The sequence below is a fragment of the Flavobacterium sp. AC267 genome (assembly GCF_979258715.1).
On sequence record NZ_OZ409875.1, the window covers coordinates 2,802,717 to 2,818,304 of the forward strand.

Annotated in this window: 7 protein-coding genes and 6 pseudogenes; 12 read left to right on the forward strand and 1 reads right to left on the reverse strand. The window is 33.8% G+C overall.

Annotated features, from left to right (window positions below):
- Positions 1-77 precede the first annotated feature (77 nt).
- Positions 78-2,713: pseudogene (locus ACZZ95_RS14680) on the reverse strand (TonB-dependent receptor).
- A gap of 257 nt (positions 2,714-2,970) precedes the next feature.
- On the opposite strand from ACZZ95_RS14680, the pseudogene ACZZ95_RS14685 reads away from it, so the two are divergent.
- The 12 genes and pseudogenes from ACZZ95_RS14685 to ACZZ95_RS14740 all read left to right on the forward strand — a co-directional run.
- Positions 2,971-3,464 (forward strand): annotated as a pseudogene (locus tag ACZZ95_RS14685) (GTPase); the annotation flags it as partial.
- Between the two features lie 86 nt (positions 3,465-3,550).
- Positions 3,551-4,069, forward strand: a pseudogene (locus ACZZ95_RS14690) (DUF933 domain-containing protein); the annotation flags it as partial.
- A gap of 239 nt (positions 4,070-4,308) precedes the next feature.
- A complete protein-coding gene (locus tag ACZZ95_RS14695) occupies positions 4,309-4,986 on the forward strand; it encodes a TIGR02117 family protein (protein ID WP_463469616.1) in 678 nt (225 codons plus the stop codon).
- A gap of 38 nt (positions 4,987-5,024) precedes the next feature.
- A complete protein-coding gene (locus ACZZ95_RS14700; RefSeq protein WP_463469618.1) occupies positions 5,025-5,675 on the forward strand; it encodes a hypothetical protein in 651 nt (216 codons plus the stop codon).
- Between the two features lie 91 nt (positions 5,676-5,766).
- A pseudogene (locus ACZZ95_RS14705) lies at positions 5,767-6,698 on the forward strand (YihY/virulence factor BrkB family protein).
- A gap of 106 nt (positions 6,699-6,804) precedes the next feature.
- On the forward strand, positions 6,805-7,329 hold the full coding sequence (locus ACZZ95_RS14710) for an NADPH-dependent FMN reductase (RefSeq protein ID WP_463469619.1): 525 nt from the start codon (positions 6,805-6,807) through the stop codon (positions 7,327-7,329).
- Between the two features lie 52 nt (positions 7,330-7,381).
- Complete coding sequence (locus ACZZ95_RS14715; protein ID WP_463469620.1) at positions 7,382-8,305, forward strand: transglutaminase domain-containing protein; 924 nt, start codon at positions 7,382-7,384, stop codon at positions 8,303-8,305.
- Between the two features lie 51 nt (positions 8,306-8,356).
- Positions 8,357-9,534 (forward strand): annotated as a pseudogene (gene pncB, locus ACZZ95_RS14720) (nicotinate phosphoribosyltransferase).
- 159 nt (positions 9,535-9,693) lie between these two features.
- Positions 9,694-11,563, forward strand: a pseudogene (locus ACZZ95_RS14725) (DNA topoisomerase IV subunit B).
- 21 nt (positions 11,564-11,584) lie between these two features.
- Positions 11,585-12,688 (forward strand): PDDEXK nuclease domain-containing protein, encoded by a 1,104-nt coding sequence (locus ACZZ95_RS14730; protein WP_463469621.1) that lies wholly within the window; start codon positions 11,585-11,587, stop codon positions 12,686-12,688.
- A 22-nt stretch (positions 12,689-12,710) separates the two neighbouring features.
- Positions 12,711-13,205, forward strand: coding sequence for a DNA gyrase subunit A (locus ACZZ95_RS14735; protein WP_463469622.1), 495 nt, complete (start codon positions 12,711-12,713; stop codon positions 13,203-13,205).
- Entirely contained in the window at positions 13,177-15,429 is a 2,253-nt protein-coding gene (locus ACZZ95_RS14740; RefSeq protein ID WP_463469623.1) for a DNA gyrase/topoisomerase IV subunit A, read from the forward strand. The genes ACZZ95_RS14735 and ACZZ95_RS14740 overlap by 29 nt, the downstream gene beginning before the upstream one ends.
- The last annotated feature ends 159 nt before the right edge of the window (positions 15,430-15,588 follow it).

The following is a 15,588-nucleotide window of genomic DNA, read 5'->3' on the forward strand; positions in this document are numbered from 1 at the left end:
TTAATTGTTCAGGATTTTTCGTTTATAAACTGTTGATAATGCATTGTCAGGCTGAGCGGATTTGAAGCTTTTGTATATTAAAAATTAAACCCAAGTCTTGCGTAGTAATAAGCACCGCTGAAACCCATTTGTACAGCATCCCAATAACCTCCTGCTTCAGTATTTCCTTGCTCGTCTTGTTTCGTTGGGTAAACATTAAATAAATTGTTGCTTCCTACAGTCAATTTTAAACTTTTAGTAAATTGATATCCAATTGTTAAGTCGGTAATCAATCTCGGATTGTAAACATCGTCTTCGTCTGCGTAGTCAACTAAAACCACTTTGCTAAAACGTGTAAAAGCCAATCCAGCATCAAATTTATTTTTATTGTAAGTTAGGTTTAAACCAAATTTATTATCTGGAGCAGAAGCCAATAAGAAAGCTTTCTCGCGTTTTCCAAAGAAAGTGGCTTCATCCAGAGAACCATTTTTAACCTTGTCAATTTTCATGTCGTTAATGTTTCCAACCAAAGTAGCGCCAAATTGACCAAAATCAAATTTTTTCTTCCAAGAGAAAACAATATCTAAACCGTGCGTGCTGGTGTCAACACCATTGGCAAAAAATTGAGCTTCAGAAACACCAAGATTTAATGCGCTCGCATCAAAATATCCCGTAAGAACGATACGATCTTTTACCTGAATATAATATCCGTCAATTGTTGCAGTGAAATCACCAAACGATGCTGTGAAACCTAAAGAAGCGTTTACAGCTTTTTCCTCATTCAATTTATCAATTCCAAAAGCTCTTGTAACAGGACTGTCATTTGGAGCCAATAAAACTTCTGTTGCACCGCTTGCATTGAAATTGGTAAAACGTAAATTATAATAAACCTGAGCTAAAGAGGGAGCACGGAAACCTGTACTAACAGATCCTCTTGCATTAATATGATCTGTAATTTTAAGTCTTGAAGCTAATTTTCCGTTTACAGTACTTCCAAAGTCACTATAATTTTCAAAACGAACTGCACCGCTGAACATTAAAGCGTCTGTAACATCTAATTCGGCATCAGCATAAAGAGAGAAGTTGGTACGATCTTTATTAACTTCATTTAGCGGACTGTATCCTGGGAAACCTTGAGAACTTCCAGGTCTTGGTTCTCCAGAAATAGGATCAATTGGAGCGCTTTGTGTAGTAGGATCAGTTATTGGCTGTCCATTAGTATCATAAGTAGTATATGAACCTTCTTCACCAGCAAAAATTTCGAATTTTTCTACTCTAAATTCCGTTCCAAAAGCAATGTTTAAACCGCTTAAAACATCTCCATAGTTTTTTGAAATGTCAAAATTAGTTGTGTTTTGAAGTAAGCTGTGCCCTCCTGCATCAAACTCAAGTGGAGAATTTTCTTCAAGAGAAGCATTTATAGTTCCTTTAATATCGTATTGAAATTTATTTTTACCAAAAGTATTACTCAAGTCAAATTTCCATCCGCCAGAAGTTTCTGTTCTAATTCCCGCAACAACTGAATTATCATTAATTTTAGAAGTAATTCTTGGCGTATAACCGCCTGGGTAAACAGATTCTACAACTCTTTCGCCATCATTTCGGGTAAAAGCATAAGCATCTGTATCTCTAAAATTACTTCCTCCAAAAGCATAAAATTCTGTTTTGTCTGAAATTGGAATCGCAAGATTTGCAAATAAATTTACGCCTTGCATTTCAGCATCGCCAAAACCTTTTCTAAAATCATATGAAGGTCTTAGCGTTTTGTTTTTGTTTAAAAATTCTCCTGTAACATTTACGTAACCACCTTTGCTTCCAATTTTAGTTCCGTAGTTTGCAAGCAACTCTTACAGAACCTCCGTCAAAATCCTGATCTTTTCCGTATGAATTTCCATTTCCATTTTTATCCAATCGATAGCCTTTTGTATTTGGAGTTCCTTCAAGAAAATCACCTTTTGCGTGTGTGTTAAATACACCATACGTTATAGATCCTGTTAATTCGTCTACATTGTCATTGGTTACAATATTAATAACTCCCGCAATGGCATCAGATCCATATTGTGCAGAAGCTCCGTCACGAAGAATTTCAATTCTTTTAATAGAAGCGGCAGGAATTGCATTCAAATCGGTTCCAGTATTACCGCGTACCACGTGTTCCAAATAAATTGATTAACGAAGATTGATGTCTTCTTTTTCCGTTAATCAAAACCAAAGTCTGATCTGGTCCCATACCTCTTAAAGAAGCAGGATCAACGTGATCGGCACCATCAGAACCAGATTGTTTATTGGCATTAAACGAAGGCGCTACATATTGCAGTAACTGATTAATTTCAATTTTTCCACTTTGCGTCGTCACATCTTTTACGTTAATTACATCAATAGGAACAGCCGAATTTACAACCGTTCTTTTTGCATTTCTAGATCCCACGACTACAACATCATTTAAAACCTGACCGTCGCTTTCTCCTAAAACCACTTCTATTTTGCCGTTAGAAGTTGTTTTTTCAACCGTTGAGAATCCAACATAACTAAAAATTAATGTTGCTCCTTCTTTTACATTTATTTTAAAACTACCTTCAAAATCAGTAGAAACTCCATTCGATGTTCCTTTTTCAACAATATTTACACCAGGAAGCGGTGCGCCAGATTTGTCTTTTACAACACCCGAGACCTCTTTTTGCGCAAAGAGGAATGCTGAATTCAGCAGAAATAAAAATAATGCAATCTTTTTCATGGTAATTGGTTTATTGATTTGTTTTTATTGATTAGTTTTATAAAAGTAATGCATTTTAACAAAATCTTAATAAAATGTTTAAAAATTTTCAAGAATAGCTTTAAAATTATATTAATGGACAATTTTAGTTCGCGCAAGAGCTATTAAATCTTATATTTGCAAAATTTTAAAGCCAAAAAATATCATTTTGGCAGAAACAGTAAATCATAATACATTAAATTACAAGGTTTAGTGTATAGTAATATAGAAACAAACAGATGAAAGCAGGAATTGTAGGATTACCAAATGTTGGAAAATCAACATTATTTAATTGTTTATCTAATGCAAAAGCGCAAAGTGCCAACTTTCCATTTTGTACAATCGAACCTAATATTGGTGTTGTAAACGTTCCAGATCCAAGAATCAACAAATTGGAAGAATTGGTAAAACCAGAACGCGTTCAAATGGCTACTGTAGATATTGTAGATATTGCAGGTTTAGTAAAAGGAGCAAGTAAAGGAGAAGGTCTTGGAAACCAGTTTTTAGGAAACATTAGAGAGTGTAATGCTATTATTCACGTTTTACGTTGTTTTGACAATGACAATATTGTTCACGTTGACGGAAATGTAAACCCAATTCGTGACAAAGAAACGATTGATATCGAGTTACAGCTAAAAGATTTAGAAACTGTTGAAAAACGTTTGGAAAAAGTAAATCGTGCTCGCTAAAACGGGGAATAAAGAAGCGCAGACTGAAAAAGCGCTTTTAGACAGAATTAGAGAAGCATTATTGCAGGCGAAATCGGCTCGTACGATTACTCCTCAAGGTAATGATGAAGAAGTTTTAATGGAATCTTTTCAATTAATTACGGCAAAACCAGTTTTATATGTTTGTAATGTTGATGAAAATTCTGCAGTAAACGGAAATAAATATGTTGATCAAGTTCGTGAATTAGTAAAAGATGAAGATGCTGAAGTAATTATACTTTCAGTAGGAGCAGAGGCAGATATTACAGAATTAGAAAGCTACGAAGAGCGTCAGGTTTTCCTTGAAGATATGGGATTAACTGAGCCGGGAGCATCTGTTTTAATTCGTGCTCGCTTATAAATTATTAAAACAACAAACGTATTTTACCGCAGGTGTAAAAGAAGTTCGTGCGTGGACGATCAATATTGGAGCAACTGCGTGCCGCAAGCTGCTGGAGTTATTCATACAGATTTCGAAAAAGGATTTATCCGTGCAGAAGTTATTTCATACGAAGATTACGTTCAATACGGTTCTGAGGCGAAAGCAAAAGAAGCAGGAAAATTTAAAGTAGAAGGAAAAGAATATGTGGTAAAAGATGGTGATGTAATGCATTTCCGTTTTAATGTATAATTTTTTCTAGAGAATAGAGTATAGAATAAAGAGAATAGATTTAAACTGCTGGAGAAATTCAGCAGTTTTTTTTATGCTAAAAAGGGGATTTCTTTAAATTTTCCAAGTATAGTTTGTGATTTCTCCTTTCAGTCGAAATGACAAAAAAACCATGTGGTATTTTTAATAAGAAAAAAGTTTGGCTCAAAAATTGGTTACAGAAAAATAACCAATTACTAATCTAAAATCAACCAATTAAAATGCTGAAAAAAACTTTCAAATTTCTAGGCTGGACATTTTTCGGAATCTTCGGTTTTCTTGCTCTTTATGTAGTATCTGTTTTTTTGATTTCAAAAATCACTGTTAATTCAAACATCGATTTTGCAAAAGAGCAAAAGCCGATTCCAATCTATATTCTTTCGAACGGCGTTCACACCGATATAGTCGTTCCTGTTAAAAATGAGATTAAAGACTGGCGAAATGAAATCCAATTCAGTCAAACCCAATCCAAAGATTCGCTAATGAATTTTATAGCTTTCGGCTGGGGCGACAAAGGTTTTTATCTTGATACGCCAGAATGGTCAGATTTAAAAGCAAGCACAGCTTTAAAAGCCGCATTTGGAGTAAGTTCATCAGCGATGCATACTACATTTTTTAAACAATTAAAAGAAGGTGAGGATTGTAAGCTTATATGGATTTCAAAAGAAAACTATCAAAAATTAGTCAATTATATTTCAGAAAGTTTCAGCGATCCCATTCACCCACAATGGATTGAAGGTCACAGCTACGGAAAAAAAGATGCTTTTTATGAAGCTAAAGGTAGTTACAGTCTTTTTTATACCTGCAATACTTGGGCTAACAGCGCCTTAAAAGCGGCAAACCAAAAAGCAAGTTTATGGACCGTTTATGATAAAGGGATTTTTTGTCATTATAAATAATCTTGTTATGAAAAAGACAATTTTAATTATAGCGATAATTGTATTCAGTATTTCTTGCAAAAAAAGCAGAGGCGACCGTAGAATGTGTACAAGGATGCGCAAGTTTTTATTTTGAAAATCCACAGCCTGAAAATGATTCTGAATTAGATCGTTTTCCAAATAAATTCAGAGGATTTTATGTAAGTAATGATTCGACTTATATTAGAATTGAAGAAGATAGAATTTTACGAGAATCCTTTTTTAAATTCACAATTCATAAGCTCACATTAGATTCATTAAAAGTCGCATGTGATATTGTTGACGGAAAATTAATATTAAAAGACACGAAGGATAAATATGATATGCTGTATAAAGGAGATTCAGTACAGTTAATTCAAAAACACATTGATACTTTATTTAGGTTTTCATTTTATGAAAAAGCAAAACGTATCGACGGACAATTGATTTTGAGTAGAAAAGATTCTATATTTTGGAATATTCAATTTGTTTCCATTAATAAAAATGTGTTGAAGTTTAAAGATCTGTATGATATCAAAGATTTAAAAAAGCTTGATTCTGTAACCAAAATAAAAGCAAAAAGTCTCGATTCTGTTTCTTATCTGATAAAACCAGCAAGAAACGAGTTCAAAAAGATATTTAAAATTAAAGATTTAGGATACGATCGGGAATATAAAAAGGTTACAAAATAAAACATGGAAAAAATATAAAATTCGGTTAAAAAACAAGAATTTAAGATTTTGATTTATGCGTAAATTTGAGACTATCTCAAAAAATCAGCAAATGAAAATCAAAAATATCTTCTCAAAAACATGGTTTCTATTAAAGAATACTTTCTTAGAATTCAACGAGGACAATGCTATTAAACTTAGTGCAGGCATTATCTTACTATACCATATTCGCATTGCCTCCTTTGTTAATTATAATCATTACTATTTGCGGATTCTTTTTTGGAGAAGATGCGGTAACAGGTCAATTGTACGGACAAATAAATGGAATGGTTGGTAATAGTCGTCGCGGGTCAAATTCAGGAAGCGATAAAAAATGTGCAATTGTCTGGCGATAATATGTTTGCAACCGTATTTGGAATCGTAATGCTTTTAATAGGAGCCTCTGGAGTTTTTGCCGAAATACAAAGTTCAATTAATTTTATTTGGGGATTACGCGCCAAACCAGATAAAGGCGTCAAGAAATTTATTCAGAATCGTTTAATGTCTTTTTCAATGATTGCTTCTGTAGGTTTTTTAATGCTGGTGAGTCTTTTGGTTAATACTACTTTAGATTTAGTTAGCTCGCGCTTAAAAATATATTTTCCAGAGAGTACCGTTTATTTATTTTACATCGTAAATGTTGTAATTGTGCTGGCTAGTATTACCCTCCTTTTTGCTATAATTTTTAGAACGCTTCCAGACGGAAAAATTAGATGGAAAGATGCTTTTATAGGATCTGGCGTTACAGCCGTGCTTTTTATGATTGGTAAATTTGCAATTGGTTTTTATCTTGGAAGTTCTACTGTGGCCTCAGTTTACGGTCTTGCGGGATCTGTGATAATTATTTTGGTTTGGGTGTATTATTCGGCAATTATTCTGTATTTTGGAGCAGAATTTACTAAAGTATATGCAAAATCTTACGGAGGCAAAATTTATCCTAATGAATACTCAGTTGAGATTCAAAAGGAGATTTACGAAATCGATAATGATGAGCATAAACCATAGGAATAATATAAGATAATTTAATCTTATCAGAACGGAACGAATTTTGATAACGTAGTTTAATGTTCTTTTATAACTTAAATGGTTAAAAACAATAAAATACCACAATATGAAAATAGTAGCCTTTGGAGGAAGTAACAGCCAGCATTCGATCAATAAACGTTTAGCGACTTACGCGTCAAGCTTATTCGAAAATACAGATGTTGAGGTTTTAGACTTAAATGATTTTGAAATGCCTTTATTTAGTGTTGATACTGAGAAAGAAATAGGTCAGCACGAACTAGCAAAAGCGTTTCTTGATAAATTAGGCAGTGCAGATGTATTGGTAGTTTCTTTGGCCGAAAACAATAACAATTATTCAACAGCTTTCAAAAATATATTCGACTGGAGTTCTAGAATTAATAAAGAAGTTTTTCAGAAAAAGCCAATGCTGTTAATGGCGACTTCGCCGGGAACAAGAGGAGGAGCGTCTGTTTTAGAGATTGCGCGCAATGCTTTACCAAGATATGGAGCCGAAATTAAAGCTTCGTTTTCGTCGCCGGCTTTTAATGCAAATTTTGATTTAGAGAAAAATCAAATTTCAAATGCCGAATTAGACAAAGAACTAAAAGATATTATTAAAGATTGTTTCTAAAATGAGAATACCCCAAACTGCTTTTATATTTCTTTTCCTGCATCTCTTTTTTATGAATTTTACTTTTGCTCAAAAGTTTAGCGAAGTAGATCAAATTGTTGCAAAATATCCTAAAAACTTCAGTACGACTGAAAAATTAGCGAATAAAATCGAGAAAGATTTTGACTCTGATTCCGAACGCGCACGCGCTGTCTTCAGCTGGATTGCACTCAATATAAAATACGATTACAATGCATTTTTAAATCCGCCTAAAATGCGAGGTTTCAGTTATTCTTCTGAAGCCGAAAAACAGCGAAAAATAAAACAGCTAAATGATGATTTAATTCAGAAAGCTTTTAATTCTAAAAAAGCAGTTTGTGAAGGTTTTACAGCTTTGTATCAGCATCTTGCTGGATTGGTAGGATTAAAATCAGAAATAGTTAGAGGGGATTCTAAAACTTCCTTACGAGATATCGGACGTAAAAACACTTCCTCTAACCATGCATGGAATATGGTTTTAATTGATAAAAAATGGCGTTTGATAGATGTTACTTGGGGTCAGGGGTATTATGACAGCAGTAAAGGCAGAATGGTTAATGATTTTGCGCCTATTTATTTCGATACAGATCCTGATTATTTTTTTGCGAAACACTTTCCAGAGTCAGGTTCCTTTTTGGGAAATAAATTAAGCAAAGAAGATTTCTTAAACGGACCATTAATTTACAATACAACAATCGAGAAAGATTATAAAATCAAAAGTCCAGATTCTGGAATCATTGAAATAAAAAGAGGCGATAAAATTGATTTTGAAATCAAAAATGTTTCAAAATCCAATCAGGTTTTTTATCTCAATAAAAAGAATCAGCCCGTTAAAGTTCAAAATCCAAAAGAGAAACGAGGCGGTTTAGAATTTCAAATTCTGGCAGATAATAATGTAGGAGAGTACATAACTATTTTTGTGGATACAAATAGTATTGTCTCATTCAAAATAATTTAAAAATAGATTTAATTGCCGTATCTTAGCACGTAATGATCGAATTATAATGCTATGGAGACAACCTTTTTGAAATCTATTTTAGACAATGATTTCTACAAATTTACAATGCAAGCATGCCGTAATAAAGCTTTTTCCAAAGGCGAAAGTTCGTTACGGATTTATAAACCGCGACAAACATATCTTTCCAGCCGGTTTTGCGAGCATTACTTAGAAATTCTGTAGACGCTTTGGCTGATCTTCGTTTAACAAAAGAAGAGAAAAATTATCTAGCACACTATTGTCCTTATCTTGATCCGACTTATTTAGATTTTCTGCAAGGGTATAGTTTTGATCCGTCCGAAGTTCAAATTAGTCAGGAAGGTTCAGAAATTAAAGTTACAGTAGAAGGATTTTGGTACAGAACTATTTTATGGGAAGTGCCTTTAATGGCTCTGATTTCGGAACTTTTTTATAAATCAAATCATTTAATTCGTTTAAATGATGAAGATGTAAAAAATCTGACCAAAGATAAAATTGACAATTACAATAAATTAGGAGTTTCTGTTTTAGAATTCGGTACAAGACGCCGTCATTCTTATGAGGTACACGAATTGGTAAATGAAACTTTGAAAACCTATGGCGGGGAAAGTTTTATAGGAACTAGTAATGTGCATTTTGCAATGGTTAATAACAGAAGACCTTTGGGGACGCATGCACATGAATGGTTTATGTTTCATGCGGCGCAGTACGGTTTTAAAATGGCCAATTCCATAAGTTTAGAACACTGGACCCAAGTGTATGGCGGAGATCTCGGAATTGCCTTAACCGATACTTACACTACAGAGATCTTTTTCAATCAATTTGATAAAAAATATTCAAAACTTTTTGATGGCGTTCGACATGACAGCGGTGACCCAATTGAGTTTGCGAAAAAGGTAATTTCGCACTACGTAAAAATGGGAATCGATCCAAAATCAAAAGCCATTGTTTTTTCCGATTCGCTCAATTATGATAAAGTAAAAACGATAGTTGATTTTTGTCAGGATAAAATAAAAATGTCTTTCGGAATTGGAACAAATTTCACAAACGATGTGGGGCTTCCAGCAATGAATATGGTTATTAAATTAACCGATACAAAACCAGATAATCTGCATTGGCAGGGTGTTGTAAAACTTTCTGACGAAAAAAATAAAAATACAGGAACTCCAGAAATGATTGCTTTGGCAAAACAAGTACTCGCAATCAAATAGTATTTTTTGATGAAAAAGCAGTTTTTTTATAATTTTAGCGCTCGTTTTATTTTAAAATCAATTTAAATAGAATTTAAACTGTTATTATTCATAACAAAAAAAATACGCTTTCATTTTTTACCGATAAATGGTACATTAGCCAAAAATCCAATTCACCTTATGCTAGAGCAAAATCAATATACCGAAGATAATATTCGATCACTCGATTGGAAAGAGCATATCCGTATGCGTCCAGGAATGTACATCGGAAAATTAGGAGACGGTTCTTCTCCTGATGATGGTATTTACATTCTATTAAAAGAGGTTTTAGACAACTGTATCGATGAGTTCGTAATGGGCTCTGGAAAAACTATTGAAGTAACTATTAAAGATAAAACGGTTTCGGTTCGTGATTACGGACGTGGAATTCCGTTAGGGAAAGTAGTCGATGTAGTTTCGAAAATGAATACGGAGTGGAAAATACGATTCTAAAGCTTTCCAGAAGTCAGTTGGTTTGAATGGTGTCGGAACAAAAGCGGTAAATGCGCTTTCGAATTATTTCAGAGTAGAATCTGTTCGTGATGATAAACAAAAAGCGACAGAGTTTTCTGCGGGAAATTTAGTTTCAGAAGAAGATGTAATTGATACTACAAAACGTAAAGGAACAAAAGTAACTTTTACGCCAGATGAAACAATTTTCAAAAATTATAAATTCCGTTTAGAATATGTGATCAAAATGGTCAAAAACTATTGTTACCTAAACAATGGTTTGACTATTCTTTTCAACGGAGAAAAATACCTTTCAGAAAACGGACTTCGTGATTTATTAGAAGAAACAATCAGTGAAGAAGATTTAGAATATCCAATTATCCACTTAAAAGAACATGATATCGAGGTTGCGTTAACGCATAGTAAAACGCAGTACAGCGAAGAATATCACTCTTTTGTCAACGGTCAAAATACAACGCAGGGAGGAACGCACTTAGCGACCTATCGTGAAGCTGTTGTAAAAACGATTCGTGAGTTTTACAATAAGAATTTCGAAGCATCAGACGTTCGTAAATCGATTGTGAGTGCGATAAGTATTAAAGTTATGGAACCAGTTTTTGAGTCTCAGACCAAAACCAAATTAGGTTCTACAGATATGGGTTCTGATGACGGAACGCCAGCGGTTTCTGTTCGTACTTTTGTAAACGATTTTATCAAAACCAAGTTAGATAATTACCTGCACAAAAATCCAACAACCGCTGAGGCTTTATTGCGTAAAATTTTGCAGGCAGAACGCGAGCGTAAAGAACTATCGGGAATTAGAAAACTGGCGACAGATCGTGCTAAAAAAGCCAATCTTCACAATAAAAAATTAAGAGACTGCAGAGCGCATCTTCCAGATACAAAAAACCCAAGAAACTTAGAAAGTACGCTTTTTATTACCGAGGGAGATTCGGCTTCCGGATCAATTACTAAGTCGCGTGACGTAAATACTCAGGCTGTTTTCAGTTTGCGTGGTAAGCCTTTGAATTCATACGGAATGACTAAAAAAATCGTGTATGAAAATGAGGAATTTAATTTACTGCAAGCCGCATTAGATATTGAAGACGGATTGGAAAAACTGCGTTACAACAATATCGTAATCGCAACCGATGCCGATGTCGACGGAATGCACATTCGTTTGCTTTTAATTACTTTCTTTTTGCAGTTTTTCCCAGAATTAATTAAAGAAGGCCATTTATATATTTTACAAACGCCACTTTTCAGGGTTAGAAACAAAAAAGAAACGATTTATTGTTATTCTGAAGAAGAAAGAAAAGACGCGATCGAAAAACTAAAGCCAAAACCAGAAATCACTCGATTTAAAGGTTTGGGAGAGATTTCGCCAGATGAGTTCAAGAACTTTATTGGAGAAACTATTCGTCTTGATCCGGTTATGATGGATAAAAGCACTTCTATTGAGCAATTATTATCTTTCTACATGGGGAAAAACACACCGGATAGACAAGAGTTTATTATCAAGAATTTGAAAGTGGAGATTGATGAATTGGAGGAGGTTTAAGAATTTTTAGAACAATAAATAGTGTCAGACGGTCTTCAAAATAAAGTTATTTTCCAACAAGTTGCCGAGCTATTGCAAAATGCCCGACAACAGGTTTTACGTACCGTAAATTCAACCATGACAATTACTTATTTTGAAATAGGAAGAATAATTGTTGAAGAAGAACAAAATGGAAAAGATAGAGCTGAATATGGAAAACAGCTTTTACAAAGTCTTTCTCAGCAGTTGACAAAAGAGTTTGGTAAAGGATTTTCAGTTGATAATTTAAGTAATATGAGAAAGTTTTATTTGACTTTCTCAATTTCCGAGTCACTGACTCGGATTTTACAAATTCAAAAAGCGCAGACAGGGTCAGCGGAATTCAAATCTCAAAAAAAACAGTCAGTGACTGCGGAATTTAATAAAGTAGATTATCAAACTTTGTCTTCCTTTTTTAAATTGACATTTACTCATTATGTCTTTTTAATGCGAATTGAAGATGAAAAAGAAAGACGTTTCTATAAAATTGAATCTGAAAAACATAATTGGAGTGTTCGGGAATTAAAACGTCAATATGATACGGCACTTTATATACGATTGGCTTTAAGCAGAGATAAAGAAGGAATCTTAAAGCTTTCAGAGAAAGGCCAGATTATCGAGAAACCGAAAGACATTACTAAAGATCCTTATATTCTTGAATTTTTAGGATTACCAGAATTGCATCAATATTCAGAATCTCAGTTAGAAGAAGAAATCATTAGTAAACTAGAACATTTCTTATTAGAATTAGGTCATGGTTTTACTTTTGTAGCAAGACAGGAAAGAATTACTTTTGATGATAAACACTTTAGAATTGACTTAGTTTTTTACAATAGAATCTTACGATGTTTTGTTCTTATTGATTTGAAAATTGGCGAATTAAAACATCAGGATTTAGGTCAAATGCAAATGTATGTGAATTATTATGACAGAGAAATGCGTTTGGAAGATGAAAATAAAACTATCGGAATTGTACTTTGCCAAACTAAAAGCGAAGCCGTAGTAAAATATACTTTACCAGAAAACAACGAGCAAATATTTGCCAGTAAATATAAAACCGTTTTACCAAGCGTTGAAGCTTTAAAAGAACTGCTCGAAAACAAATAAAATTATAATTAGAGATAATTAAATGAAAGACGAAGAAGACGATAACATAATTCCAAACGACGACGAGAATAATTCAGATGAAAATCAATTTGATGAAAATCAAGATGATTCAGATGAAATTATAAATGTAGATGCAAAGAATTTCGAAGGACAGCATTTTTACGAAAATCAGGAAGAAGAAGGCGAGGACGTTATTACAAAAGTAACCGGAATGTACAAAGACTGGTTTTTGGATTATGCTTCGTATGTAATTCTGGAACGTGCAGTTCCTGCTATCGAGGACGGATTTAAACCGGTTCAGCGTCGTATTATGCACTCTTTAAAAGAGCTGGATGATGGTCGTTATAATAAAGTTGCCAATGTTGTTGGTCACACCATGCAGTATCACCCTCACGGAGATGCGAGTATTGGAGATGCTATGGTGCAGATTGGCCAGAAAGATTTATTAATTGACTGTCAGGGAAACTGGGGAAATATCTTAACAGGTGATGGAGCAGCTGACTTCGCGTTATATTGAGGCGCGTTTATCTAAATTTGCTTTAGAGGTTTTGTATTCTCCAAAAATTACAGATTGGGGTGTTTCGTATGACGGTCGTCGTGCAGAACCGAACAATCTCCCGGTAAAATTTCCATTACTTTTGGCGCAAGGAGCAGAAGGTATTGCAGTTGGACTTTCAACTAAAGTACTTCCTCATAACTTTAATGAGCTAATAGATGCTTCTATCAAGATTTTAAAAGGAAAACCTTTTACATTATACCCTGATTTCATGACACAAGGTATCGCCGATGTGTCGAATTATCATGACGGACTTCGCGGCGGACGTGTGCGTGTGCGTGCTAAAATTTCGCAATTAGATAAAAACACATTGGTGATTACGCAGATTCCGTTTTCTACCAATACGTCGAGTTTAATTGACAGTATTTTGAAAGCCAATGATAAAGGTAAAATCAAAATCAAGAAAATTGAAGATAATACTGCGGCCGATGTTGAGATTTTAATTCATCTTTTCCCAGGTGTTTCTCCAGACAAAACAATTGATGCCTTGTTTGCTTTTACGGCTTGCGAAACTTCTGTTGCACCTTTAGGATGTGTTATTGAAGATAATAAACCGTTGTTTATTGGAGTTTCTGAAATGTTGAAAATTTCGACTCACAGAACAGTTGATTTACTTCGTCAGGAATTAGAAATTCAATTAGAAGAATTAAAAAATAAGTGGCATTTCTCTACTTTAGAAAAAATATTCATTCGTGAAGAAATGTATATTGATTTCAAATTGTATGGAGACAGAGAATCACTTTACAAATATTTATACGACCGTTTTGAGCCTTTCAAAAAATCATTCGTTAGAGAAATCAATGACGACGATTTACAGCGTTTGACTCAAATCCCGATGATTCGTATTACGCGTTTCGATTCTGATAAAGCCGATGATTTGATTGCAAGATTAGAAGACGAAATGAAAGAAGTAGAGCATAATCTGGAGCACTTAACCGATTTTGCAATTGCTTATTTTACCAAATTAAAAGAGAAATACGGAAAAGGACGCGAACGTCAGACAGAGCTTCGTGTTTTTGATAACGTTGAAGCTACAAAAGTAGTTTTACGTAACACAAAACTTTTTGTAAACCGTGAAGAAGGATTCGTAGGAACAAGTTTGAAGAAAGACGAATACGTAGCTGATTGTTCTGACATTGACGATGTAATTGTGTTTTTGCGAGATGGAACGATGATGATTACAAAAGTCGATGCCAAAACATTTATTGGAAAAGATATTATACATGTCGCCGTTTTTGATAAGAGCGATAAACGTACGATTTACAATATGATGTATCGTGATGGTAAATCAGGCCCTTCTTATATCAAACGTTTTAATGTTTCGGGCGTAACGCGTGATAAGGCTTACGATTTGACAAACGGAACAAATGGCTCGCAAGTGGTTTATTTTTCGCATAACCCCAATGGAGAAGCTGAGGTTGTTACGATTTTATTACGTCAAATAGGAACAATCAAAAAACTAAAATTCGATATTGATTTTGCGAAACTGGCAATTAAAGGCCGTGCTTCTAAAGGTAATTTGGTAACCAAATATCCAATTAAGAAAATAGAATTAAAAGAAAAAGGAATTTCAACTTTGCCGCCAAGAAAAGTTTGGTTTGATGATACCGTAAAACGTTTGAATGTTGACGGGCGAGGAGAATTGCTGGGAGAGTTTAAACCAAGTGATAAAATCTTAGTGATAAGTCAGACAGGTAAATTGAAAGTAATTATTCCAGAATTGTCGACTCATTTTGAGGAAGATATGATTATTTTGGAGAAATGGAAACCTAAAAAACCAATTTCTGCGATTTATTTTGATGGAGAAAAAGAGCGTTATTTCTTAAAACGTTTCCTTGTTGAAAATGAAGGTAAAGAAGAAAGTTTTATAACAGACCATCCAAATTCGCAATTAGAAATTGTATCGACAGATTATCGTCCGGTTGCACAATTGGTATTTGCGAAAGTAAAAGGCGTTCAAAAAGAAGATTTACATATTGATGTAGAGGACTTCATAGCCGTAAAAGGTTTTAAAGCTTTAGGAAATCAATTAACTACAGATAAATTAAAACAAGTTAATTTATTAGATCCATTGCCTTATGAAGAACCCGTTGAAGAAATTCCTGAGAAACCAGAATTATCAGATGATGATCCCGTAGAAACAGAATTAGATGACGATGGCCAAATAGGACTCGTTTTAGATTAATAATAAGTAAAAAACGCTAAGAAATCTTCTTAGCGTTTTTTTTATGTCAATACTTTTTTGTTAGCTAATGTGTCCTATTATGATACTTTAAAAACTTATAGAGTAGAGGTAATTATTGATTTATGATATTCTTTGCAGGAATAATTTGAAAAATAAAAA